This is a genomic window from Bacillus sanguinis (assembly GCF_018332475.1).
Classification (GTDB): domain Bacteria; phylum Bacillota; class Bacilli; order Bacillales; family Bacillaceae_G; genus Bacillus_A; species Bacillus_A sanguinis.
On the sequence record NZ_BOQB01000204.1, the window covers coordinates 1 to 25331 of the forward strand.

22 protein-coding genes and 1 riboswitch are annotated in these 25331 nt (G+C 36.4%); all 22 genes read left to right on the plus strand.

The annotated features are described in order from the left end of the window. The first annotated feature begins 662 nt into the window (after window positions 1-662). The 22 genes from KI369_RS20545 (at window position 663) to KI369_RS20650 (ending at window position 25295) form a co-directional block, all read left to right on the plus strand. Entirely contained in the window at window positions 663-2333 is a 1671-nt protein-coding gene (locus KI369_RS20545; RefSeq protein WP_000823086.1) for a ribonuclease J, read from the plus strand. A 104-nt stretch (window positions 2334-2437) separates the two neighbouring features. Continuing rightward, the gene (tepA, locus tag KI369_RS20550) at window positions 2438-3187 is read left to right on the plus strand and encodes a translocation-enhancing protein TepA (RefSeq protein WP_166702043.1); all 750 of its coding nucleotides are present in this window, start codon (window positions 2438-2440) and stop codon (window positions 3185-3187) included. After that, window positions 3184-3387, plus strand: a complete 204-nt coding sequence (locus tag KI369_RS20555; RefSeq protein ID WP_212957208.1) for a YlzJ-like family protein — start codon at window positions 3184-3186, stop codon at window positions 3385-3387. The genes tepA and KI369_RS20555 overlap by 4 nt, the downstream gene beginning before the upstream one ends. A 212-nt stretch (window positions 3388-3599) precedes the next feature. Then, window positions 3600-5981 (plus strand): DNA translocase FtsK, encoded by a 2382-nt coding sequence (locus tag KI369_RS20560; protein ID WP_212957209.1) that lies wholly within the window; start codon window positions 3600-3602, stop codon window positions 5979-5981. Between the two features lie 203 nt (window positions 5982-6184). Then, window positions 6185-6286, plus strand: a riboswitch (purine riboswitch). Window positions 6287-6519: 233 nt separating this feature from the next. Further along, a complete protein-coding gene (locus KI369_RS20565) occupies window positions 6520-7245 on the plus strand; it encodes a GntR family transcriptional regulator (RefSeq protein ID WP_000114176.1) in 726 nt (241 codons plus the stop codon). A 92-nt stretch (window positions 7246-7337) separates the two neighbouring features. Continuing rightward, window positions 7338-8405, plus strand: coding sequence for a BMP family lipoprotein (locus KI369_RS20570; protein WP_000730590.1), 1068 nt, complete (start codon window positions 7338-7340; stop codon window positions 8403-8405). Window positions 8406-8513: 108 nt separating this feature from the next. After that, the gene (locus KI369_RS20575) at window positions 8514-10046 is read left to right on the plus strand and encodes an ABC transporter ATP-binding protein (protein WP_212957210.1); all 1533 of its coding nucleotides are present in this window, start codon (window positions 8514-8516) and stop codon (window positions 10044-10046) included. Then, complete coding sequence (locus tag KI369_RS20580) at window positions 10039-11097, plus strand: ABC transporter permease (protein WP_001074492.1); 1059 nt, start codon at window positions 10039-10041, stop codon at window positions 11095-11097. Before KI369_RS20575 ends, KI369_RS20580 begins: the two co-directional genes overlap by 8 nt. Further along, window positions 11098-12057, plus strand: coding sequence for an ABC transporter permease (locus KI369_RS20585; RefSeq protein ID WP_166702048.1), 960 nt, complete (start codon window positions 11098-11100; stop codon window positions 12055-12057). A gap of 198 nt (window positions 12058-12255) precedes the next feature. Beyond that, window positions 12256-13530, plus strand: a complete 1275-nt coding sequence (yfmF, locus tag KI369_RS20590) for an EF-P 5-aminopentanol modification-associated protein YfmF (RefSeq protein ID WP_212957211.1) — start codon at window positions 12256-12258, stop codon at window positions 13528-13530. After that, window positions 13531-14817 (plus strand): EF-P 5-aminopentanol modification-associated protein YfmH, encoded by a 1287-nt coding sequence (yfmH, locus tag KI369_RS20595; protein WP_212957212.1) that lies wholly within the window; start codon window positions 13531-13533, stop codon window positions 14815-14817. A 103-nt stretch (window positions 14818-14920) separates the two neighbouring features. Further along, window positions 14921-15634, plus strand: coding sequence for an elongation factor P 5-aminopentanone reductase (gene ymfI, locus KI369_RS20600; protein ID WP_212957213.1), 714 nt, complete (start codon window positions 14921-14923; stop codon window positions 15632-15634). A 75-nt stretch (window positions 15635-15709) separates the two neighbouring features. Beyond that, complete coding sequence (locus KI369_RS20605) at window positions 15710-15958, plus strand: DUF3243 domain-containing protein (protein WP_029439572.1); 249 nt, start codon at window positions 15710-15712, stop codon at window positions 15956-15958. 139 nt (window positions 15959-16097) lie between these two features. Next, window positions 16098-16883 (plus strand): DUF3388 domain-containing protein, encoded by a 786-nt coding sequence (locus tag KI369_RS20610; RefSeq protein ID WP_000574107.1) that lies wholly within the window; start codon window positions 16098-16100, stop codon window positions 16881-16883. Between the two features lie 21 nt (window positions 16884-16904). Continuing rightward, window positions 16905-17831 (plus strand): helix-turn-helix domain-containing protein, encoded by a 927-nt coding sequence (locus KI369_RS20615; protein WP_212957214.1) that lies wholly within the window; start codon window positions 16905-16907, stop codon window positions 17829-17831. Window positions 17832-17894: 63 nt separating this feature from the next. Continuing rightward, window positions 17895-18473 (plus strand): CDP-diacylglycerol--glycerol-3-phosphate 3-phosphatidyltransferase, encoded by a 579-nt coding sequence (gene pgsA, locus KI369_RS20620; RefSeq protein WP_073516063.1) that lies wholly within the window; start codon window positions 17895-17897, stop codon window positions 18471-18473. A gap of 20 nt (window positions 18474-18493) precedes the next feature. Beyond that, complete coding sequence (gene cinA / locus KI369_RS20625; RefSeq protein WP_212957215.1) at window positions 18494-19732, plus strand: competence/damage-inducible protein A; 1239 nt, start codon at window positions 18494-18496, stop codon at window positions 19730-19732. A 145-nt stretch (window positions 19733-19877) separates the two neighbouring features. Continuing rightward, window positions 19878-20909 (plus strand): recombinase RecA, encoded by a 1032-nt coding sequence (gene recA, locus KI369_RS20630; RefSeq protein WP_060631948.1) that lies wholly within the window; start codon window positions 19878-19880, stop codon window positions 20907-20909. Window positions 20910-21390: 481 nt separating this feature from the next. Then, window positions 21391-22953, plus strand: coding sequence for a ribonuclease Y (gene rny / locus KI369_RS20635; protein WP_000099774.1), 1563 nt, complete (start codon window positions 21391-21393; stop codon window positions 22951-22953). 154 nt (window positions 22954-23107) lie between these two features. Beyond that, window positions 23108-23902 carry a 2',3'-cyclic-nucleotide 2'-phosphodiesterase gene (gene ymdB / locus KI369_RS20640; RefSeq protein ID WP_144614469.1) on the plus strand — a complete coding sequence of 265 codons (795 nt, stop codon included), beginning with the start codon at window positions 23108-23110 and terminating at the stop codon, window positions 23900-23902. A gap of 149 nt (window positions 23903-24051) precedes the next feature. Beyond that, window positions 24052-24312 (plus strand): stage V sporulation protein SpoVS, encoded by a 261-nt coding sequence (gene spoVS, locus KI369_RS20645; protein WP_000404341.1) that lies wholly within the window; start codon window positions 24052-24054, stop codon window positions 24310-24312. Window positions 24313-24371: 59 nt separating this feature from the next. After that, window positions 24372-25295, plus strand: coding sequence for a dipeptidase (locus tag KI369_RS20650; protein ID WP_212957216.1), 924 nt, complete (start codon window positions 24372-24374; stop codon window positions 25293-25295). Window positions 25296-25331: the final 36 nt, after the last annotated feature.

Here is a 25331-nt window from a genome sequence, read left to right on the forward strand (position 1 = left end):
CACTTCTTCAGTATAAATTACGACATGTATAAGAAAATAATCGTACCCCATTAAATGAATCAAAAATCATAGTAATTATAGAATAAATATTTGTATAAACATAATAAACTACCGAATTTGTTTTTTAGAGAAATCCCTTCAAATATGACGTAATTCATAAAAAAACTTCATTCTATAAGTATTTTTGTTCGATTCTAGAAAAATAAGTCTTGAAAATCTATATTATGAAATTAATTTAGCGTATTTATGGCCATTTCTTTAAAAAAATATGGAATACAAAATCGGATTAAATATAAAGGAAATACGTTCGATGCTTTTGTTGTCATTCCGTTCTTTTACTTTTTCTTTCGCACGATTTAACTTGTGTTCTATTTCTTGTATCAGGTATAATATGGCTAAGTAGCTTAGTACGGGTATGCTTAGCAAAATTGGTAAAAATTATAATTTGATTACATTTTCATATCATATCGAATAAGATATTTGATTTATATAATGAAAGAGAGGTGAAACCTGGTTTAAAAAATAAACAAGGACATGATATCGCATAACGGTAAGGACATTCGTCTTGGACGGTGAATATATGGTGGTTGTAGAGTTTCCCCTGGTGTCTCTGCAATTTTAGTGAAATCAGTGTTTGAAAGATTTTTAAACCAGGCAACAACATGAAGAGAAAAGAGAATGAGTCTGTTAAAGTATTTGCTCTTGGTGGAGTAGGTGAAATCGGGAAAAACATGTATTGTGTTGAAATTGATTCTGAAATCTTTATTGTAGATGCAGGGTTAATGTTCCCGGGAGATGAAATGTTTGGAATTGATATCGTTATTCCTGATATTACATATTTAGTGGAAAACCAAGAGCGAGTAAAAGGTTTATTTATTACTCATGGTCATGAAGATCATATTGGTGGTATTGTTTACGTACTTCGTAAATTATCAATTCCAGTGTATGCAACGAAATTAACAGTAGGACTTATACAAGAAAAACTTGGCGAAGCGGGTATGTTAGGCCGTGTAGACTTAAAAACAATCGATTCAAATTCAACAGTAGAGTTCAATACTACAACGGTGTCATTCTTTGGAACGACACATAGTATTCCAGATTCTGTTGGTGTTTGTTTCCATACATCAAAAGGTGCGATCGTATATACAGGAGACTTTAAATTCGATCAAACTCCAATTGGAAATAGTGGAGCAGACCTTGGGAAAATGGCACAAATCGGAAATGAAGGCGTACTGTGCTTATTATCTGATAGTACAAATGCTGAGCGTCCAGGCTATACAGGTTCTGAAAAAGAAGTTGGTGTAGAAATTTCTAAAGTGTTCTACGGCGCAGAAGGACGTATTATCGTTGCTTCATTTGCGTCGAACGTACATCGTATTCAACAAGTATTTGATGCAGCTGCTGAAACAGGACGAAAAGTAGCAGTTGTAGGACGTAGTATGGTGAAAGTAGTAGATATCGCAAGACGTCTTGGTTATTTAGATGTTCCAGAAGGTATGGTTATTTCACTACAAGAAGTAGACAATTTCCCAGAGAAAAAGGTAGCTATTTTAACGACAGGTAGCCAAGGTGAACCAATGGCGGCCCTTTCTAGAATGGCGAAGCAAGCTCATAAACAAATTTCAATTCGTAAAGGTGATACGGTTATTATTGCGGCTTCTCCAATTCCGGGTAATGAAATATCTGTATCGAAAATTATTGACTTGTTATTTAGAGCTGGAGCTGAGGTTGTTTACTATGGTGAAAGAAAAGTTCACGTTTCAGGTCACGGTAGCCAAGAAGAATTAAAGTTAATGTTAAATTTAATGAAACCGAAGTATTTTGTACCCGTACATGGTGAGTTCCGTATGCAAAAAGCACATGCATACTTAGCTGAAGATGTAGGTATTGCAAGAGAAAATATCTTTATCGTAGAAAAAGGCGATGTAATTGGTTTTGGTGACGATGAAGCGAACTTAGTTGGTAAAGTGCAAGCTGGCAATGTATTAATTGATGGATTAGGTGTAGGTGACGTTGGTAATATCGTTCTTCGCGATAGAAAAATGTTATCTCAAGATGGAATATTAGTAGTTGTTGTAACACTTGGTAAGGATGAAAAGAAAATTGTTTCTGGTCCAGAAATCATTTCACGTGGTTTTGTGTATGTACGTGAATCAGAAGCGTTAATTGACCGCTCTACAGAGATTGTACGTATGATTGTTGAGCAATCAATTAAAGAATATTCAATTGAATGGTCTATGCTAAAACAAAATATTCGTGAATTATTAGGGCAGTTCTTGTACGAAGAGACAAAGAGAAAACCTATGATTTTACCGATTATTATGGAAGTTTAAAAAAGGTCACCTTTACGGGTGATCTTTTTTTCTTTTTAAACTCTATCGAATGAAATTTATAACTTAAGAAATAATAGTGATATACGAGTGAAAGGGGATGCGATATGACAGAACGTGATCATTATACAAATGAAGAGAAAGAGGCTGAGCCGAAAGAAACTGGAAAAGAAGCTTCAATAGTGGAAAAAATTCAACAGCTTGGACAAACGAATGTACCACAAATGAATGAATCGCGTATTCATTGTTTAACAATTATTGGACAGGTGGAAGGTCATGTCCAATTGCCGCCGCAAAATAAAACAACGAAATATGAGCATATCATTCCGCAAATTGTTGCGATAGAACAAAATCCAAAAATTGAAGGGTTGCTTTTAATATTAAATACAGTTGGTGGTGATGTTGAAGCAGGGTTAGCGATTTCTGAGATGGTAGCTTCACTTTCGAAACCAACAGTATCTCTTGTTCTGGGCGGGGGACATTCTATCGGTGTACCAATTGCTGTCTCTACTGATTATTCATTTATTGCGGAAACTGCGACGATGACAATTCATCCCATTCGTTTAACAGGTCTTGTTATAGGTGTGCCGCAAACATTTGAGTATTTAGATAAAATGCAAGAAAGAGTTATACGATTTGTGACGAAGCATTCGAAAGTAACGGAAGATCGTTTTAAAGAGCTAATGTTTGCGAAAGGGAATTTAACGCGAGATATTGGGACGAATGTAATTGGTGGAGATGCAGTAAAATATGGTCTTATAGATGATGTCGGTGGTATTGGAAATGCGATTCGAAAATTGAACGAATTAATAGATGCTCGCGGGGATGATAGTACAGAAGGGACCATGTTACAATGATTCTATATACAATTATGCCAGAGCAACTTGTATATCCAGCCGATTATTCGCAATGTGAAAGTCAAAAAGTTATAAATATAAACGGTGTTGAATTAATGGTTTCTGAAGAAGAGCATGGGTGTTATTCTATTGTACGTGTGTTAAGTACGGATCCGTTTCACTACTTAGAGTTTGAGCCTGGCCAGAAAATAACCTTTTAGCAAAAAGAAGGATTTTGTTTAGAAGCTATGGTATAATATAAAAAACAAGACGGTTGAGCAGCCATGAGAGGGCTGCTTTCTTCTGTTTATTTAACAATTTACAAGAAGTGTAAAAATAGAAGATATAAGACCTGAAAAAATAGAGAAAACAGACATGAAAATAGGGCTATTTTAAGGAATCCCTATTTTCATGTAGAACACGAGGTGAAGAAATGGCAAAACAAAAGCAAAGAGGGACGAAGGCAAAAGCAAGACGCACGATAAAGCCAACTTTGTATTATGAAATCGTCGGTTTAACTCTTTTTGCACTTTCAATCATTACGATTTTACAGCTAGGTGTTGTAGGAAAATCGTTTGTGTTATTTTTTCGCTTCTTCTTTGGTGAGTGGTACATAATTGGTGTGTTAGGTGTAATAGCTTTATCGGTTTCGTTTGTTATCAAACGTGGATGGCCGAACCTTTTAAATAAACGGTTAATTGGTTTTTATTTAATAGTATTGGCGATATTAATGTTTAGTCATATTACATTATTTAACCTTCTTACGAAAGATGGAGCAGTGCAAAATACTTCTGTTATTGTGAGTACGAAAGATAACTTCTTCCTTGAAATGAAAAAGGGTCCAGATAGCGTGCATTTAGGCGGTGGTATGTTTGGTGCGCTTATGTTCGCGACGTGTTACTTCTTATTTGATGAAGTAGGAGCTTATATTATTGGAATTATTTTAGTGATTCTCGGCATACTTTGTATAACAAATAAGCATATTGGGGAAGTACTTGCCCCTGTAGGAAGAATCCTTAGAAGTCAATTTGAAGTAGTGCAAGGTGATTATAAAGATTGGAGATCCAAAAGGAAGGCTGAACAAACAGAAAAGAAAAAAACAACAAGAAGCACAAGGAGCAAACGTGCTGCAGAACAAGAAGAAATTGTTGAGCCGATGGAAGAAATCTCAATTGATCCTCCGATTATTTCAAATTTTACTGAGAATTATCCAGTAAATGAAGAAGAGGATAAACGAATTGAAGCAGAGGAAGAAGAGTTAATCACTTCACCATTTATTGAAGAGGCTCCGCCAATTGAAGAGCCGAAGAAAAAGCGTGGAGAAAAAATCGTTGAATCGCTAGAGGGAGAAACACAAGCTCCTCCTATGCAATTTTCAAATGTAGAAAACAAAGATTATAAGCTTCCTGCACTTGATATATTGAAATTTCCAAAGAATAAGCAAGTTACAAATGAAAATGCAGAAATTTATGAGAATGCTCGTAAATTAGAACGTACATTCCAAAGCTTTGGAGTGAAAGCGAAAGTAACGAAAGTACATAGAGGTCCTGCAGTTACAAAATATGAAGTATATCCTGATATGGGAGTAAAGGTGAGCAAAATCGTTAGTTTAAGTGATGATTTAGCACTTGCTTTAGCTGCGAAAGACATACGTATTGAAGCGCCAATTCCCGGGAAATCAGCTGTAGGGATTGAAGTTCCGAACTCAGAAGTTTCTATGGTAACGCTTAGAGAAGTTCTTGATTCTAAGGCTAATAATCATCCAGAAGAGAAGCTGTTAATTGGTCTTGGACGAGATATTACAGGTGAAGCTGTATTAGCGCGTTTAAATAAAATGCCCCATTTACTAGTAGCCGGTGCAACGGGTAGCGGGAAAAGTGTATGTATTAATGGTATTATTGTTAGTATTTTAATGCGCGCAAAACCACATGAAGTAAAATTAATGATGATTGATCCGAAAATGGTAGAGTTAAATGTATATAACGGAGTTCCTCATTTATTAACACCAGTTGTAACTGATCCGAAAAAAGCATCACAAGCATTGAAAAAAGTTGTGAGTGAAATGGAGCGCCGTTATGAGTTATTTGCTCATAGTGGCACGCGAAATATTGAAGGATATAATGACTATATAAAAGAGCATAATAGTCAATCAGAAGCGAAACAACCAGAATTACCTTATATTGTCGTAATTGTGGACGAGTTAGCAGATTTAATGATGGTTGCTTCATCGGATGTAGAGGATGCAATTATGCGTTTAGCGCAAATGGCTCGTGCGGCTGGTATTCATTTGATTATCGCAACACAACGTCCATCAGTTGATGTTATTACGGGAGTTATTAAAGCGAATATTCCATCACGTATTGCATTCGCTGTATCTTCTCAAACAGATTCTCGTACAATTCTTGACGGTGGTGGTGCAGAGAAACTACTAGGCCGTGGAGATATGCTGTTTATACCAATTGGTGCATCGAAGCCTGTACGTGTGCAAGGAGCGTTTTTATCAGATGATGAAGTTGAGAGAGTTGTAGAATATGTTATTGGTCAGCAAAAAGCGCAATATCAAGAAGATATGATTCCACAAGACGTCCCTGATACGAAGCAGGAAGTAGAAGATGAATTATACGATGAAGCGGTTCAGCTCGTAGTGGAAATGCAAACAGCATCTGTTTCTATGCTACAACGTAGATTTAGAGTAGGGTATACGAGAGCTGCCCGTTTAATTGATGCAATGGAAATGAATGGTGTCGTAGGTCCGTATGAAGGTAGTAAACCACGAGAAGTGCTCATTAATGATGTGCAAGAAAAAAGTTCATAAAAAAAGCCTAATTGTTTTTACAATTAGGCTTTTTTATATGCTGGTTTTGTTATATACTATATTCAGCGATAAAGAAAGGGCTTACATTTAAGGTGGTTCTTTAGAATACGAATACTTTTGTGTGGTTTTTTGTGAACGTTCGATATTTAATGTAGAAAAATGTTAAATTTTGTTGACACGTATGGGAGCAAGTGGTAAGATTACTTCGAAAAGAATCACTGCCTCATATAATCTTGGAGATAAGGTCCATAAGTTTCTACCTGGCAACCATGAATTGCTAGACTATGAGGGGAAAAGTGTGTAACAAAGGATGTAAGAGATCTTTGTGCCGAACTTTTTCTCGATATGAGGAATGTTTATGGTGCAAAGTTTTTTTTATGCAGTAAAGAGTGAAAATTTCATTTTAAAAAATTATTAATATTTATTCGACAATTATGCTTATTTTTAGTATTTAGCAATTTTTATTATGTTGTAAGTTGAAAAAAGAGAAAAGAAGTCTTACATCAGAGGTCGAATAATTGAAATGCGGGGGAGTCTTATGTCAGTAAAATCCGATAGTCGTCACCTATATTTACGGGTGATTGATCACATCAAAGAAAAAATTAAAGATGGAGCTTACAAAGAAAGACAGAAGTTACCATCAGAGTTTGATTTAGCAAAAGAACTTGGTGTAAGTAGGGCGACTTTAAGGGAAGCACTGCGTATTTTAGAAGAAGAAAATGTTGTCATTCGTAGACATGGTGTAGGAACATTTGTAAATGCAAAGCCGTTATTTTCTTCTGGGATTGAACAACTTTCTAGTATTACAGATATGATTTCTAGTGTGGGGAAAACACCGGGAACTATCTTTTTATCATCATCTACAACAAGCTTAACAGAAGAAGAAAAAGAGAAGTTTAATAGTGAAGATGGTTTTAATGCAGTAATGATTGAACGTGTGCGTACAGCAGATGGGGAACCTGTTGTATATTGTATTGATAAACTTGCAAAAGAAATCTTACCGGATTTATCGGGATACAACGAAGAATCATTGCTTACAGTGATACATAACAATACGCACAAACGTATCACATACGCGGTTGCGCACATTGAGCCAATTGGCTATCACCCGAAAATCTCACCGATTTTAGAATGTGAACCAGAAACGGCACTGCTAGTTTTAAAACAAATGCACTATGATCAAAATGATGAGCCGATCTTATATTCTATCAATTACTTTAGAGCTGATAAGTTTAGCTTCCACGTATTAAGAAAACGTATGTAGGTAAGTTCCTTTTTAGGGAGGTGACAGCAAGAAGTTAGGGACAGCAGCGTAAGAATAAAGATATATATATCATTTCAGGAGGGGTTTCTAGTATGAAGAAAAAAACAGGTCTTTTATTATCATTAACATTAGCAGCAAGTGCGGTTTTAGGAGCATGTGGTAACTCGGATAAAGCGAGTAGCGACAAAAAAGAGTTTAAAGTTGGTATGGTTACAGATGTTGGGGGCGTTGATGACAAATCATTTAACCAATCAGCTTGGGAAGGTTTAACGAAATTCGGTAAAGACAACGATTTAAAGAAAAATGAAGGATATCGTTATCTTCAATCGAGTAAAGATGCAGACTATATTCCAAACTTAACAAAATTTGCGAAAGATCATTATAACACAACATTCGGAATTGGATTTTTAATGCAAGACTCGATTGAAAAGGTTGCAAAACAATATCCGAAAGAGCAATTTGCTATTGTAGATACTGTTGTGAAAGAGCCGAATGTAACAAGTATTACATTTAAAGACCATGAAGGTTCATTCTTAGTTGGTGCTGTAGCAGCCATGACGACAAAATCAAATAAAGTTGGATTTGTTGGCGGCGTGAAGAGTCCATTAATTACAAAGTTTGAATCAGGTTTCAAAGCTGGTGCAAAAGCAGTAAATCCAAATATCGAAATTGTAGCGCAATATGCAGATGCATTTGATAAACCAGAAAAAGGATCTGTATTAGCTTCAGCAATGTACGGTGGTGGAGTTGACGTAATTTATCATGCTTCAGGTGCAACTGGTAACGGTGTATTCACAGAAGCGAAAAATCGTAAGAAAAAAGGTGAAAACGTTTGGGTAATCGGTGTTGACCGTGACCAAAATCAAGAAGGTATGCCTGAAAACGTAACGTTAACTTCTATGGTAAAACGTGTTGATATTGCAGTAGCAAAAGTAGCACAAGAAGCGAAAGATGGTAAATTAAAAGGTGGTAAAGTAGAAGAGTTTGGATTAAAAGATGACGGTATTGGTATTGCGAAAACTACTGACAATGTGAAAAAAGTAAATCCAGAAATCTTAACAAAAGTAGAAGAGTTTGAGAAGAAAATCACTGACGGTGAAATTAAAGTACCTGCAACTGACGAAGAATATAAAACATATGAAGCTTCTCTAAAGAAATAATAATAGAGAAATAGCAAAGGTTAGTTCTTAGAACTAACCTTTGTATATATAAAAATACCTTTAATAGACTGCAATTGGGGAGTGTTCCCTGCTAGAAGGAGGAACAAAATGGAATACGTAATTGAGATGAACAATATTACAAAAGTATTCCCAGGCATTGTAGCGAATGATGATATTACGCTGCAAGTAAAACAGGGAGAGATACACGCTTTACTTGGAGAAAATGGTGCAGGGAAATCAACATTAATGAATGTACTGTTCGGTTTGTATCAACCAGAACAGGGAGAAATTAAGATTAAAGGAAAACCTGTAAAAATTACAAATCCGAATATAGCAAATGACCTTGGTATTGGGATGGTCCATCAGCATTTTATGCTTGTTCATAATTTTACAGTTACAGAGAATATTATTCTTGGAAATGAGCCGAAGAAAAAAGGAAGAATTGCTGTTGAAGAGGCTGCGAAAGAAATTAAACAATTATCTGAACAGTACGGTTTAGCAGTTGATCCAAATGCAAAGATTGAAGATATTTCGGTTGGGATGCAGCAAAGGGTTGAAATATTAAAAACGCTTTATCGTGGTGCGGAGATTTTAATATTCGATGAACCAACTGCGGTGTTAACTCCTCAAGAAATTCACGAGTTGATTCAAATTATGAAAAAGCTTGTGCAAGAAGGAAAATCTATCGTTCTTATTACACATAAATTGAAAGAAATTATGGAAGTTTGCGATCGTTGCACAATTATTCGTAAAGGTAAAGGAATTGGTACAGTTGACGTTGCGGAAATGAATGAACATAAACTTGCAGAATTAATGGTCGGACGTCAAGTGAATTTTAAAACAGAAAAAATAGAGGCTAAACCAAAAGAAGAGGTTCTATCTGTTTCGAATATTGTCGTTCATGATGCACGCCGATTACCTGCTGTAAAAGGCCTTGACTTAACTGTTCGTGCAGGAGAAATCGTTGGTATTGCAGGGATTGATGGAAATGGACAAAGTGAATTAATAGAGGCAATTACTGGTTTACGAAAAGTTGAGTCAGGTTCTATTGCAATTAAAGGAAAAGAAATAACGAATTGGCCTGTTCGAAGAATAACAGAAGAAGGGATTGGTCATATTCCTGAAGACCGTCATAAACACGGGCTTGTTCTCGATTTTTCTGTTCGGGACAATATTGTTTTACAAACATACTATAAAAATCCATTTTCAAAGAAAGGGATTTTAAACTTTAGTCAAATCACGCAAAAAGCAAAAGCACTGATTGAACAGTTTGATGTTCGTACGCCTGGTGAACACACATTAACTCGTGCACTATCTGGTGGAAACCAGCAGAAGGCAATTATCGCACGTGAAGTAGATCGTAATCCAGACTTATTAATTGCAGCACAACCAACACGTGGTTTAGATGTAGGTGCGATTGAATTTATTCATAAAAAATTAATTGAGCAAAGAGATAAGGGGAAAGCAGTATTGCTTCTATCGCTAGAACTGGATGAAATTTTAAATGTAAGTGATCGAGTTGCTGTTATATATGAAGGGGAAATTGTAGCAATTGTGGATGCGAAAGAAACAAATGAACAACAGCTTGGTTTGTTGATGGCTGGCGGAACGGAGAAAGAGAAGGTGAATACAAATGGCTAAAAAATTTTTAACGGAGCGAACAATTAATATCTTAGTTCCTGTATTATCCGTTATTTTTGGTTTACTTGTTGGTGCCATTGTAATGTTATTTAGCGGATATGATCCAATTGTTGGATATGCAGCGCTTTGGGAAGGAATGGTTGGAAATCCACAAGCAATTGGTGAAACATTACGTACGATGATTCCGCTTGTATTAGCAGGACTTTCTGTAGCATTTGCATTTCGTACAGGCCTTTTTAACATCGGAGTAGAAGGGCAGTTATTAGTCGGGTGGCTTGCTGCTGTTTGGTTTGGATATGCAGTATCATTACCGGCAATTTTACATATTCCGTTGTCAATTTTAGTAGCGGCAATAGCTGGTGGGCTATGGGGATTTATCCCGGGATATTTGAAAGGGAAATTTAAAGTAAATGAAGTAATCGTAACGATTATGATGAATTATATTGCACTTTACGTGACGTATGATTTAATTAAGCGCTTTTTACATGAGGCGAATGAGAAGTCATATGATATAAAATCTAGTGCTTCTTTATCTTCTGAATGGTTATCTTCTTTAACAGATGGTTCTCGTTTGCACTGGGGGATTGTCGTAGCGATATTAGTAGCAATTATTATGTGGTTCTTATTGGACAGAACGACATTGGGATACGAATTGAAATCTGTTGGATTTAATCAACATGCTTCTCAGTATGCGGGGATGAAAGTTTCTCGAAATGTTGTACTATCTATGACGATTGCGGGTGCATTTGCAGGGATTGGTGGTGCTATGGAAGGGCTTGGTACATTCCAAAACATGACAGCGATGTCTTCGTTTACTGGTATCGGATTTGATGGGATTGCCGTAGCGCTTCTAGGAGGAAATAATCCATTTGGTATATTATTAGCAGCTTTACTGTTTGGTGGTTTGAAAAGTGCAGCTCCACAAATGAATTTTGAAGCAGATGTACCTTCTGAGTTAATTAACGTTATTATTGCATGTATTATTTTCTTTGTTGCGTGCAGTTATGTTTTACGCTGGGCACTTACACGCATGAGCAAGGAGGGAAAATAAATGAGCTTTTTAGATATTTTAGCCATTCTTGTGACGGGTACGTTATATACGGCAGCGCCACTTATTTTTACGGCGTTAGGTGGAGTGTTCAGTGAACGTTCTGGAGTTGTAAATATAGCGTTAGAAGGTTTAATGTTATTTGGTGCATTTATCGGTATTGTTACAACGTTATTAATGGGTGATACGTGGGGATCGATGACACCTTGGATCGCGCTATTATTTGCAGCGATTGGTAGTGGCTTATTTGCACTTCTTCACGCAGTAGCATCTATTACATTCCGTGCAGATCAAGTGGTGAGCGGGGTAGCGATTAACTTCCTAGCTCTTGGTTTAACAGTATTTGCGATTAAGAAAATCTTTGGCAAAGGACAAACTGATTTCATTCAATACCGCATTGAAAAAATCGATGTTCCGGGTCTTTCGGATATTCCGGTAATTGGAAAAATCTTTTTCTCAAATGTACCGTTAACATCATATATTGCTATTATTTTAGCGTTTGTCGTTTGGTATGTTATTTTTAAAACACCGTTCGGTCTTCGTCTACGTGCGGTTGGTGAACATCCAATGGCAGCAGATACGATGGGTATTAACGTATATAAAATGCGTTATATTGCAGTAGCTATATCTGGAATGTTTGCAGGAGTAGGTGGAGCGGTCTTCGCTATGTCGATTTCTGGTAACTTCTCAGGTGCTACAATTACGGGACAAGGTTTCTTAGCGCTAGCAGCTATGATTTTCGGTAAATGGAATCCACTCGGTGCTCTTGGAGCGGCTCTGTTCTTCGGGTTTGCTCAATCATTAGGAATAACTGGTGGTACAATTCCGGTACTAAAAGAAATTCCAAGTGTATTCTTAACGATATTACCGTATGTATTCACAATATTAGCACTTGTTGGTTTTGTAGGTCGTTCTGAAGCTCCGAAAGCATTAGGAACTCCTTATGAAAAAGGAAAAAGATAAGTATAAAAAAGCTCGCACATTAGTGCGGGCTTTTTTACATAGACTATATTTAATACAGAATTTTACGATGTTCCTTACAAATGAAAGTTTTTAGAAAGAGCCTAATGTAAGTATAGTGAGGAAGAAAAGTTGATTTTTCATTTCTAAAAACTGTATATTGAAGAGGAATATTCCTATATACGTAAAGGAGGGCTATAAATGAAACTAATGGAACAACAGTTACATGAGTTAGGTGGTTTGCGAGTACATATTATTCCAACTGATAAATATAAAACAAATACTTTTGTATTTCGTTTTAAGGCACCTTTAAATGAGGAGACGGTGACAGAGCGTGCTCTATTGCCATACGTATTGCAAAGTGCGACAGAAAAGCTTCCTTCTGTAATTCGTCTTCGTCAATATTTAGAAGAATTATATGGATCTTCTTTAGCAGTAGATGTAAGTAAAAAAGGAGAGGACCATGTTATCTCTATTTATGTAGACATTGCAAATGAAGTATATTTACATGATGCACCACCGTTATTTGAAAAAGCGCTTTCTATGTTATCGGATATCGTTTTACATCCAGCAACAGAGGGGAATGGTTTTCTACCTTCCATCGTAGAAAGTGAAAAGAGAGCGCTCTTACAACGAATTGAAGCTACGTATGATGATAAAATGCGCTATGCAAACGAGCGTTTAATTGAAGAAATGTGCAAAGTAGAACCGTATCGTTTAAGTGCAAATGGGAAAAAAGAGAGTGTTTCTTCTATTACAAATGAAAGTTTGTATCAATATTATCAAAAAGTGTTAGCGGAAGATGAAATGGATCTATACATTATTGGTGATATTTCAGAAAACGCAGTTGATCTTGTAAGTAAGTATTTTTCTATTTCAGCGCGTCCTGAGAGAGAGAGAAATGTACTTCTTCATAAGAGAAACAATGAAGAAAAAGAAGTTGTTGAAAAACAAGAATTAAAACAAAGTAAATTACACATCGGTTATCGTACGTTTATTACGTATAAAGACGAAGATTATTTTGCACTGCAACTGTTCAATGGGTTGTTTGGAGGATTTTCTCATTCAAAGTTATTCGTGAATGTTCGTGAAAAAAATAGTTTAGCGTACTATGCAGCATCCCGCTTTGAAAGTCATAAAGGCTTATTGTTTGTCATGTCAGGAATTGAAGCGAAAAATTATGAAAAAGCTGTTGAGATTATTAAAGAACAAATGTTGGCGATGCAAAATGGTGATTTTTCTGAAGAAGAGATGCATCAAACGAAAAGTGTCATTCAAAATCAAATATTAGAAGCGATTGATACACCGCGCGGATTTGTGGAAATGCTGTATCATGGCATTATTTCAGATCGTACGCGTCCGGTTGAAGAATGGCTTACAGGAATTGAAAGTGTAACGAAAGAAGAAATTGTGAAAGTTGCTAAAAATATTGAACTAGATACAATTTACTTTTTACAAGGAACGGAGGGAGAATAAATGGAGAAAATTGTTTATGAGCAATTAAAAGAGACACTCTATTATGAAAAACTTCCTAATGGATTAGATGTATATATTTTACCAAAGCAAGGATTTAATAAAACATTTGCAACGTTTACGACAAAATATGGTTCTGTGGATAATACATTCGTACCATTAGGTAAAGAAGAAATGATTCGTGTGCCTGATGGGATTGCTCATTTTCTTGAGCACAAATTATTTGAAAAAGAAGATCACGATGCTTTCCAATTGTTTAGTAAACAAGGTGCATCGGCAAATGCTTTCACATCTTTCACAAGAACAGCTTACCTTTTTTCATGTACATCAAATGTAGAACAAAATTTAAATACATTGTTAAACTTCGTACAAGAGCCTTACTTCTCTGAAAAAACAGTTGAGAAAGAGAAGGGGATTATCGGGCAAGAAATTCAAATGTATCAAGATAATCCAGATTGGCGCTTATACTTTGGTTTAATTGATAGCTTGTTTGTAAAGCACCCAATTAAAATTGATATTGCAGGGACCATCGAGTCTATTAGTAAAATTACGAAAGACCTATTATATGAATGTTATGAAACGTTTTATCATCCGAGCAATATGTTGTTATTTGTTGTGGGCGCAATTGATCCAGAGAAAACAATGGATTTAGTACGTGAAAATCAAGCGAAAAAAGATTATAAAAACCAGCCGGAAATTGTACGTTCATTTGAAGAAGAGCCAGATGAGGTAAATGAAAAGAAGAAAATTATTTCAATGCCTGTACAAACACCTAAATGTTTAGTCGGTATTAAAGCAACAAGTTTAAAAGAAAAAGGGGAAGCCCTTTTAAAACAAGAAATTGCGCTCACGCTACTTTTAGATTATTTATTTGGGAAAAGCTCCGTTCATTACGAATCTTTATATAATGAAGGGCTTATTGATGATTCGTTCTCGTATGATTATACGGAAGAGAATAACTTCGGTTTTGCAATGGTTGGTGGCGATACGAAGCAACCTGATGAGCTGGAAGAGCGTTTGAAAGGTATTTTATTAAACACAAATTATGATCAATTAGATGAGGCGGCATTAGAACGAGTAAAGAAAAAGAAAATAGGTGGCTTTTTACGCTCGTTGAATTCGCCGGAATATATTGCAAATCAATTTACACGATATGCGTTTAATGAATCTAGTCTGTTTGAAGCATTGACCGTATTAGAAAGCCTAACTGTTCAAGATTTACAAGATGTAGCCAAATTATTATTATCAGAAGAGAAAATGAGTGTTTGTCAAGTTTTACCGAAAAAATAAAAGGTTTCATAATAATACCCTCATCTTATCATTGATAAATTGTAAGATGAGGGTATTATTTATTTGTAGGAAAAAGATTTTGTTGAGATAAGAGAGGAATTATATGAAAAAGTATGCATTAGTAACTGGAGGAAGCGGAGGGATTGGCTCTGCTATTTCAAAACAATTAATTCAAGATGGATATACAGTATATGTGCATTATAATAACGGTGAAGAGAAAGTGAATGAGTTGCAGAAAGAATGGGGTGAAGTGATTCCCGTTCAAGCCAATTTAGCTTCTGCTGATGGAGCAGAGCAATTGTGGGAACAAATTGAACAGCCTCTTGATGTTATCGTATATGCAGCTGGGAAGAGTATATTTGGCCTCGTAACAGATGTAACGAATGATGAATTGAATGATATGGTAGAACTTCAAGTGAAGAGCATCTATAAACTATTATCAATGGCACTGCCATCTATGATTCAGCGGAGAAGTGGTAATATTATACTTGTTTCGTCTATATGGGGCCAAATTGGCGCATCATGTGAAGTGCTTTACTCAATGGTAAAAGGTGCACAAAATTCATATGTGAAAGCTTTAGCAAAAGAAGTTTCATTAAGTGGATTAAGAGTTAACGCGGTGGCACCAGGTGCAATTGAAACAGAAATGTTACATGTATTTTCAGAAGAGGATAAGAATGAAATTGCTGAAGAGATTCCGTTAGGCAGGTTGGGACTACCAGAAGAAGTAGCGAAAACAGTGTCATTCCTCGTATCGCCAGGTGCATCTTACATAACTGGACAAATTATCGGAGTGAATGGTGGTTGGCATTGCTAAAAAATTCTTACATAAAAAATAAAAAACTGTACAAATTAAGCATGATTCTATTACTAAATAGTGAGGTGCTTAAACATGTCAGTTTTAGATAATTTTGATCAGTGGAAGAGCTTTTTAGGAGAACGTTTAGAACAAGCAGAAGGAAAAGGGCTTAATAGTGGTGCTGTATCAGATATGGCATTTCGTGTTGGTGATTATTTAGCAAATGAAGTAGAAGCGCGCAACGATCAAGAGAAATTATTGTCTGAGCTTTGGAAGGTTGCTGATGAACAAGAGCAACATACAATTGCAAACTTAATGGTAAAGTTTGTACAACATAAGTAAAAAATAGAGAGGAGATTCTCCTCTCTATTTTTTTTGTATAATAATAACGCGGGATAGATTATACATTTAGCTTCCCTATTAAGGTGAAATCATATAATATAGTACGTAGGTGTAAAGTAAGCAAGGGGAGTGATCTTGGATGATTGAATGGTATTTTGAATATGAAATACATAAAAACCGACCTGGCTTGCTTGGTGACGTTTCTTCGTTAATCGGTATGCTCGGCATTAATATTGTCACAATTAATGGTGTAGATAATGCACGACGTGGATTACTTCTTATGTGTGATAATCAAGAGCAAATCTCTAGACTTGAATCAATTTTAAATACGATGGATAACATAACGGTAACGAAATATCGTCCGCCAAAGCTAAGAGATAAGCTAGCGGTTAGACATGGTAGGTACATACAACGAGATGCAGATGATAAGAAAACATTTCGTTTTGTGCGTGATGAATTAGGATTACTTGTAGACTTTATGGCTGAAATAATGAAAAAAGAAGGTCATAAACTAATCGGGATACGAGGAATGCCTCGTGTCGGAAAAACAGAATCCATTGTTGCCGCAAGTGTTTGTGCAAATAAAAGATGGTTATTTGTATCATCTACTCTTATTAAGCAAACTGTTCGTAGTCAATTGATTGAGGATGAGTATAGCGACGACAATATTTTCATCTTAGATGGAATCGTGTCAACAAAGCGTGCTAACGAAAGGCATTGGCAGCTTGTTCGTGAAATTATGAGGTTGCCTGCAACGAAAGTTGTGGAACATCCTGACGTATTTGTGAGTCAGTCAGAATACACATTGGATGATTTTGATTATATTATCGAGTTGCGTAACGATTATGATGAAGAAATTCAATATAATTTAGTAGATGAAATTGAGCAAGGTACGCAAAATAATTTCTCTATGTTTGACTTTTAAAGAAATATTGAGGTGTTAGTAGTGACAGAATTAGGACAAAAGCTGAAAGAAGCAAGAGGAACGAAAGGCTTGTCTATTGATCAGCTGCATGAGATTACAAAAATTCAAAAACGCCATTTAGTAGCGATTGAGGAAGGCAATTATGATGTATTGCCAGGAGCTTTTTATGCGCGCGCATTCATTAAACAATACGCAGATGCGGTTGGATTAAATGGAGAGGAACTACTTGTAGAATATCAGAGTACGATACCACAATCTGAAAAACGTGACGTTCCGCAAGTGTCAACAGGACAAAAAACGCAAGAAACAATGCAAAAATCTTCATCATGGCCAATTGCAGATCATATGCCGAAAATCTTGATTGCGCTGTTAGTAATCGCATTTGGAGTGGTAATTTGGTTTGTTTTCCAAGCGTTAACTGGAAAAGGTGATGAGAAAGTTCCGAATGCTCAAAGTGAGAAAATTGAAGTTAAAAAAGCGGAAAACTCTCCGTTAGATACAAAGAAAGATGAAGTGAAAGCGGAAGAGCCGAAAAAAGAGGAACCAAAGAAAGAAGAACCAAAGAAAGAAGAACCGAAGAAAGAGGAACAACCAGCACAGCCGACTGGACAACAAGAAGTGAAAGTAGTTGGTACAACTGGTAAAGTATCTACTTTGGAAATTCATAACAATAAAACATTAGAACTGGAATTATCGGGTAAAGGTGCGAGTTATGTAGATGTTAAAGATGACGCGGGGAATGAAATTCTAAACACTACAGTACAAGAGGGCCAAATAGAAAAACATGATGTATCAACAGTAAAAGAAGTGCGACTTAATATTGGAAATGCAACGAATGTTGAAGTTAAACTGAATGGCCAAGTGGTCGCTTATCCGTTGGATCCAGAAAAAGAACTTCACCAAAGATTGGTGATAAAAAACCAAGGGATAGAGCAACCAGCACAATAACAGTCATCGCTTCGATGACTTTTTTCAATGAACAAATGTTTTTGATATGATGGAGGAATAGCTGTGAATTTACCAAATAAAATTACAATATCTAGAATCTTCTTAATTCCAATTTTTATGGTAATTATGTTAGCACCATTTGATTGGGGCTCATACACAATTGGTGATGTTGATTTACCAATTCAACATTTAGTGGGGGCACTTATTTTTATTGTTGCTTCGGCTACAGATTGGATTGATGGATATTACGCAAGAAAGTATAATCTTGTAACGAATTTAGGGAAGTTTCTTGACCCGTTAGCTGATAAATTACTTGTTTCAGCAGCACTTATCACGTTAGTTGAGATGCAATACGTACCTGCTTGGATTGTTATTGTAATTATAAGCCGTGAGTTTGCAGTAACAGGTTTACGTCTTGTACTTGCTGGAACAGGAGAAGTAGTGGCAGCAAATCAGTTAGGAAAAATTAAGACGTGGACACAAATTATTGCGATTGCAGCGTATTTATTACACGATGTACCTTTAAATTTAATCCATATCCCAGTTGCTGATATCTTTATATGGATTGCATTATTCTTTACTGTGATTTCAGGGTGGGATTATTTTTGGAAAAATAGAGCTGCTTTTGTAAACTCAAAATAGAAGTTTATGGGGGAATTGGGATGAATGCTGAAATTATTGCGGTTGGAACTGAATTATTACTTGGACAAATTGCAAATACAAATGCCCAGTTTTTATCTGAAAAGTTAGCTTCAATTGGAATTAATGTGTACTACCATACTGTAGTTGGAGATAATAACAAGCGATTACAGCAGGCGATTGAAGTTGCGGAAGAACGTGCTGACATGCTTATTTTCACAGGTGGATTAGGCCCGACAAAAGATGATTTGACGAAAGAAACGATATCTTCTTGTTTGGGTGAAGAGCTTGTGTATGATGAAAAGGCATTAGCATCGATAAGCGATTATTTTAAGCGTACAGGTCGCGAGTTCACAGAGAATAATAAAAAGCAGGCGCTCGTTTTGAATGGAGCAACTGTATTTGCGAATGATCATGGTATGGCACCTGGTATGGGGTTAAATAAGAACGGGAAAGTTTATATTTTATTACCAGGACCACCGAAAGAGATGAAGCCGATGTATATAAGTTATGTAGAGCCTTTTTTACGTAACTTTACAACAGGAGAAAACATTTATTCTCGTGTGCTTCGATTCTTCGGGATTGGAGAGTCTCAATTAGAAGTGAAAGTGCAAGATTTAATTGATGGACAAACGAACCCGACAATCGCCCCCCTTGCGAATGATGGAGAAGTGACACTACGTTTAACTGCCAAACATCAAAATGCTGATGAAGCGGCGAAACTCATCCAGCATATGGAAGATTTGGTTTTAGAAAGAGTAGGAGAATTTTTTTACGGGTATGATCAAGAGTTTCTGCATGAAAAGGCAATAGAGTTATTGAAGAAAAAAGGATTAACTTTAGCATGTGCAGAAAGTTTAACCGGTGGTCTCTTCGGCAATCAAGTAACAGAAAGCGCTGGTGTGTCTTCAGTATTTAAAGGCGGTGTGATTTGTTATCATAATGATGTGAAGCAACATGTTTTGCATGTTCCTGAAGGAGTGTTATCTACTGACGGTGCAGTTAGTAAAGAATGTGCTCGTTATCTTGCTGAAAATGTTAAGGGCTTATTAAAAGCGGATATCGGAATTAGTTTCACTGGGGTAGCAGGACCGGATGCTTCAGAGCATAAGGAGCCGGGAACAGTATTCGTTGGATTAGCGATTAAGGATGAACCAACTGTAGTCTTTCCTCTTAATTTAAGTGGAAGTCGTCAACAAATTAGGGAACGTTCGGTGAAATATGGATTTTATCATTTGTATAAAAAGCTAGAAGAGATATGAGTCTCTTCTAGCTTTTTTTTTACGTTAAAATTCAGCTTTGTTTAATGGAAAATAAAAAAAACGAATAAATGTTCGATTTTTGTTGGCAAATTGAATTAAAAATAGGTATAATAAGATTAGCAATTCAGTTAAGGAGGAATTTTGAATGAGTGATCGTCAAGCAGCGTTAGATATGGCGTTAAAACAAATAGAGAAGCAATTCGGTAAAGGTTCAATTATGAAATTAGGAGAACAAGCGGAGCGTAGAGTTTCTACAATTTCAAGTGGTTCTTTAGCACTTGATGTGGCACTAGGGGTAGGCGGATACCCACGTGGCCGTATTATCGAAATTTATGGACCAGAAAGTTCAGGTAAAACAACAGTTTCATTACACGCAATCGCTGAAGTACAGCGTCAAGGCGGACAAGCAGCGTTCATTGATGCGGAGCATGCGATGGATCCTGTATATGCACAAAAATTAGGCGTTAACATAGATGAATTACTATTATCACAACCTGATACAGGGGAGCAAGGTTTAGAAATCGCAGAAGCACTTGTACGAAGTGGCGCGGTTGATATTATCGTAATTGACTCTGTAGCAGCTCTTGTACCGAAAGCTGAGATCGAAGGAGACATGGGTGACTCACACGTAGGTTTACAAGCTCGTTTAATGTCTCAAGCACTTCGTAAACTTTCAGGTGCAATTAATAAATCGAAAACAATCGCAATCTTTATTAACCAAATTCGTGAAAAAGTTGGGGTTATGTTCGGGAACCCAGAAACAACTCCAGGTGGTCGCGCGTTGAAATTCTATTCAACTGTCCGTCTTGAAGTACGTCGTGCGGAGCAATTAAAGCAAGGTAATGACATCGTTGGTAATAAAACGAAAGTAAAAGTAGTTAAAAATAAAGTGGCACCACCATTCCGTGTTGCTGAAGTTGATATTATGTACGGAGAAGGTATTTCAAGAGAAGGTGAAATCTTAGATATGGCTTCTGAGCTTGATATCGTTCAAAAGAGTGGTGCTTGGTACTCTTATAATGAAGAGCGTTTAGGGCAAGGTCGTGAAAATTCGAAGCAATTCCTAAAAGAGAATACGGATTTAAGAGAGGAAATTGCTTTCTTCGTTCGTGACCATCACGGAATTGGTGAAGACTCTGGTGTGGAAGACACGGAAGATTCAACTCTTCAAGATTAAAAAATAAAAGACACGGTCCCGTGTCTTTTATTTTTAATTATTATGAAAGCGTTGTATATCGTTGAAGGGAAAATATTTAATCTGCTTAAAAGGCTATGTATAAAGAGGAATATATGCATGTTTTATATGAATAAACTGGAATTTACTAAGGTTTTCCAGGATAATATGCTATCTGCTTTTTACATTCATATATGAATTAGGCCTGAAGGTAAAGAAAGTAAAAGTAGACAACGCTTGACAATGAAAATTGCGATAGATACAATGAGAATGTATATTTTTTCTTATATACGAAACACTCTTCTCAAGAAGAGAAGTAATATTCGGAGTAAGACTTAAATCTTGCCGAAATAATAATATGACATTTTAATTGTGAAATGAAGAAAGTCCCTTAAAAAAGTGGGACGACGGTCTTTGCTGTATGTTGGTATTCAATGTACATGCCGACAGTCTTTTTTCATTCATAGCAAGGGGAGGTGAAATCATGAGTAGTACAGTTTGGATACTCATCTCCATTTTGCTTGCAACAGTCGGTGCAGTTGTTGGCTTTTTTGTTCGAAAGTCTATTGCTGAAGCGAAGATTAACGGTGCAGCTAATGAAGCGAAACGTATTCTAGACGAAGCGAATCGTGAGGCTGAAGCACTTAAGAAAGAAGCGCTTTTAGAAGCAAAGGATGAAATTCATACACTTCGTACAGAAGCTGAATTAGAAATTCGTGACCGTAGAAGCGAATTACAAAAACAAGAAAATCGTTTAATGCAAAAAGAAGAGAACCTTGATCGTAAAGACGAAACGCTCGACAAACGCGAGCAACAGTTAGAAAAGAAAGAGGATTCTCTTGTAGCGAGACAACAACAGATTGAAGAGTTGGAAAGCAAAGTGGGAGAGTTAGTTCAAAAGCAACAAACAGAATTAGAGCGCATTTCCAATCTGACACGCGAACAAGCGAAAGCAATTATTCTTGGTAAAGTAGAAAGTGAAGTTTCTCATGAAATTGCCGTGATGGTAAAAGAAAGTGAAGTTCGTGCGAAAGAAGAAGCGGATAAGAAAGCAAAAGAAATCTTATCTCTTGCAATGCAAAGATGTGCAGCTGATCATGTTGCTGAAACAACCGTTTCGGTTGTAAATCTTCCAAATGACGAAATGAAGGGACGTATTATCGGACGTGAAGGTCGAAATATTCGTACGTTAGAAACGTTAACGGGTATTGACCTAATTATAGATGATACACCAGAAGCGGTTATCCTTTCTGGATTCGACCCAATTCGTCGTGAAACAGCTCGTATCGCTCTTGATAAACTAGTACAGGACGGACGTATTCACCCAGCGCGTATTGAAGAGATGGTCGAAAAATCAAGACGTGAAGTGGACGAGTATATTCGCGAAGTCGGAGAGCAAACAACGTTTGAAGTGGGTGTTCACGGATTACATCCAGATTTAATTAAGATTTTAGGTCGTTTAAAATACCGTACAAGTTATGGACAAAACGTCTTAAAACACTCTATGGAAGTTGCATATTTAACTGGACTTATGGCAGCGGAGCTTGGTGAGGATGAAAAACTAGCAAGACGTGCTGGTCTATTACATGATATCGGTAAAGCGATTGATCATGAAGTAGAAGGTAGCCACGTTGAAATTGGTGTCGAACTCGCAACGAAGTATAAAGAGCACCCTGTAGTTATAAACAGTATTGCATCTCACCATGGGGACACAGAACCAACTTCTATCATTGCAGTTTTAGTTGCAGCAGCAGATGCATTATCAGCTGCAAGACCTGGAGCTCGTAGTGAAACACTTGAGAACTATATTCGTCGTCTTGAAAAGTTAGAAGAGATTTCAGAGTCTTATGAAGGCGTAGAAAAATCTTTCGCGATTCAAGCAGGAAGAGAAGTTCGTATTCTGGTAAAACCAGATACAATTGATGATTTAGAAGCTCATCGTTTAGCTCGTGATATTCGAAAACGTATTGAAAATGAACTGGACTATCCAGGACATATTAAAGTAACTGTTATTCGTGAAACACGTGCAGTGGAATACGCAAAATAAAGTGGTGAAACACCACTTTATTTTTTTGTGTTGGAATTGGTTAAAATAAAGGAAATTAGCATACAAGTGAAACAAACTTATAATACATATATTGTAAGAAAATCACTTGAAGCTATAGTAATAAAAAATGTAGTACATAGGAAGGGTAAGACATATGAGAATATTATTTGTTGGGGATGTAGTAGGATCTCCTGGTAGAGGTATGATTCAACAATACGTACCGGCATTAAAGAAAAAATATACACCTACAGTAACCATTATTAATGGAGAAAATGCAGCAGGTGGACGTGGAATCACAGAAAAAATATATCGAAACTTTTTAGAATGCGGAGCACAAGCAGTTACACTTGGAAACCATGCTTGGGATAACCGTGAAGTATTTGAATTTATTGATGATGCAAAATATCTTGCAAGACCAGCTAACTTCCCAGAAGGAACTCCAGGAAAAGGGCTTATCTTTGTAAATTGTAATGGAACAGAAGTTGCAGTTATTAACTTACAAGGACGTACATTCCTTCCTCCAATCGATTGTCCATTCCGTAAAGTGGATGAATTAATTAACATTGCAAAAAAACGTACGAATATTATCTTTGTTGATTTCCATGCGGAAACTACAAGTGAAAAACAAGCGTTAGGTTGGTATGTAGATGGTCGTGCTACAGCGGTAGTAGGTACACATACGCATGTTCCGACAGCAGATAATCGTATTTTACCAAGTGGAACGGCATATATCACAGATGTTGGTATGACAGGACCGTACGATGGAATTTTAGGTATGGATCGAGAAGCGGTATTGAAGAAGTTTTTAACAAACTTACCAGTACGATTTGAAGTGACAAATGGTAGAACACAATTAAGTGCAGTGCTAATTGATGTGGACCCTAATACAGGAAAAGCTAAGAAAATTCAGCGTATCTTAATTAATGATGATCAACCATTTTTTGAGTAATTTTAAGGTAAAAATTAGAAAAGTTATTATTTTTTAATTTTTTAGAAAAATTACAGAAATTTAGCAGGAATACGTGTCATTCCTCGTGAATATAAGTTAAAGTGAAATAATTGCTAATACTTTTTATAGAAACGAGGAGGAAACGCGGAATGGAAATATTAAAAGTTAAAGCAACGTCGGTCCCTAATTCTGTAGCTGGTGCACTTGCAGGTGTTATTCGCGAACGCGGAACAGCAGAAATTCAAGCCATTGGTGCAGGTGCATTGAACCAAGCGGTAAAGGCAGTAGCAATTGCAAGAGGATTTGTAGCGCCTAGTGGTTTGGACCTGATTTGTATCCCAGCGTTTACGGATATTATGATTGATGGGGAAGAACGTACAGCAATAAAATTAATTGTAGAACCTCGTTAAGTTTTAAACAACCTGTTTGCAGTATGCAAACAGGTTGTTTTTATAATGGAGGAATGAAAATGAAAATTTTTGATGCTCATTGTGATGTGCTTCTTCAGTTATGGAGTGCACAAGGGAAAAAGGATTTTAAACATGATCCGCAATTACATATTACATTTGAACAGTTAAAGAGAAGAAAAGGAAGTATACAATGTTTTGCTATATATGTGCCAGAAACAGTGGCATATGAAAACCGATTTGAAGTAGCATTGCAAATGGTAGATATTTTTTATAATGAAATTTTATCCCTGCCAGGTATGAAGTTTATTCAGACAAAAGATGATATTAACATGTTAAAACAGGACGAGATTGGAGCGATATTAACACTAGAAGGATGCGAAGCAATTGGAAAAGATGCAATGAAATTACGGTTGTTGTATCGCCTAGGAGTACGTTCTTTTGGACTAACATGGAATTATGCCAATCTATTAGCTGATGGTGCGCTAGAGACACGTGGGGCAGGTTTAACGACTTCTGGTAAACATGTTGTACAAGAACTGAATGCGTTACATGTATGGACTGATGTGTCTCATTTGAATGAAAGAAGTTTTTGGGATGTGATAGAAATTGCAAAAAATCCTATTGCTTCCCACTCAAATTGTATGAAACTTTGTCAGCACCCACGTAATTTAAACGATGAACAACTTAAAGCTCTTATAAAGCGAAATGGCATGATCGGTGTCACTTTTGTACCACAGTTCCTAACAAATGAAAAGCAAGCAAATGTAGCAGATATAATGAGACATATCGAATATATTTGTTCATTAGGTGGAGAGAACAATATAGGGTTTGGTTCGGATTTTGATGGGATAGTAGAAACAGTTGTAAATGTATCAGCGTATCGAGATTATGAAAATGTAATGAATGAGCTTTGTAAACACTATGCTACATCTACTGTAGAGCGATTTTTATATGATAATTTTGTTGAACATATCGGCTTTTAAGATTTTTGTTTTAAAAATCCAGAAAAATTAGAATTA

Bases quoted from the DNA above. Each gene is read 5' to 3' on its own strand.
- KI369_RS20650 (WP_212957216.1), top strand. From the start codon at position 24,372: ATGAAAATTTTTGATGCTCATTGTGATGTGCTTCTTCAGTTATGGAGT.
- KI369_RS20545 (WP_000823086.1), top strand. From the start codon at position 663: ATGAAGAGAAAAGAGAATGAGTCTGTTAAAGTATTTGCTCTTGGTGGA.
- KI369_RS20610 (WP_000574107.1), top strand. From the start codon at position 16,098: ATGATTGAATGGTATTTTGAATATGAAATACATAAAAACCGACCTGGC.
- tepA (WP_166702043.1), top strand. From the start codon at position 2,438: ATGACAGAACGTGATCATTATACAAATGAAGAGAAAGAGGCTGAGCCG.
- KI369_RS20575 (WP_212957210.1), top strand. From the start codon at position 8,514: ATGGAATACGTAATTGAGATGAACAATATTACAAAAGTATTCCCAGGC.
- rny (WP_000099774.1), top strand. From the start codon at position 21,391: ATGAGTAGTACAGTTTGGATACTCATCTCCATTTTGCTTGCAACAGTC.
- KI369_RS20570 (WP_000730590.1), top strand. From the start codon at position 7,338: ATGAAGAAAAAAACAGGTCTTTTATTATCATTAACATTAGCAGCAAGT.
- KI369_RS20565 (WP_000114176.1), top strand. From the start codon at position 6,520: ATGTCAGTAAAATCCGATAGTCGTCACCTATATTTACGGGTGATTGAT.
- cinA (WP_212957215.1), top strand. From the start codon at position 18,494: ATGAATGCTGAAATTATTGCGGTTGGAACTGAATTATTACTTGGACAA.
- ymfI (WP_212957213.1), top strand. From the start codon at position 14,921: ATGAAAAAGTATGCATTAGTAACTGGAGGAAGCGGAGGGATTGGCTCT.
- yfmH (WP_212957212.1), top strand. From the start codon at position 13,531: ATGGAGAAAATTGTTTATGAGCAATTAAAAGAGACACTCTATTATGAA.
- spoVS (WP_000404341.1), top strand. From the start codon at position 24,052: ATGGAAATATTAAAAGTTAAAGCAACGTCGGTCCCTAATTCTGTAGCT.
- KI369_RS20605 (WP_029439572.1), top strand. From the start codon at position 15,710: ATGTCAGTTTTAGATAATTTTGATCAGTGGAAGAGCTTTTTAGGAGAA.
- KI369_RS20555 (WP_212957208.1), top strand. From the start codon at position 3,184: ATGATTCTATATACAATTATGCCAGAGCAACTTGTATATCCAGCCGAT.
- KI369_RS20560 (WP_212957209.1), top strand. From the start codon at position 3,600: ATGGCAAAACAAAAGCAAAGAGGGACGAAGGCAAAAGCAAGACGCACG.
- ymdB (WP_144614469.1), top strand. From the start codon at position 23,108: ATGAGAATATTATTTGTTGGGGATGTAGTAGGATCTCCTGGTAGAGGT.
- KI369_RS20585 (WP_166702048.1), top strand. From the start codon at position 11,098: ATGAGCTTTTTAGATATTTTAGCCATTCTTGTGACGGGTACGTTATAT.
- KI369_RS20580 (WP_001074492.1), top strand. From the start codon at position 10,039: ATGGCTAAAAAATTTTTAACGGAGCGAACAATTAATATCTTAGTTCCT.
- yfmF (WP_212957211.1), top strand. From the start codon at position 12,256: ATGAAACTAATGGAACAACAGTTACATGAGTTAGGTGGTTTGCGAGTA.
- recA (WP_060631948.1), top strand. From the start codon at position 19,878: ATGAGTGATCGTCAAGCAGCGTTAGATATGGCGTTAAAACAAATAGAG.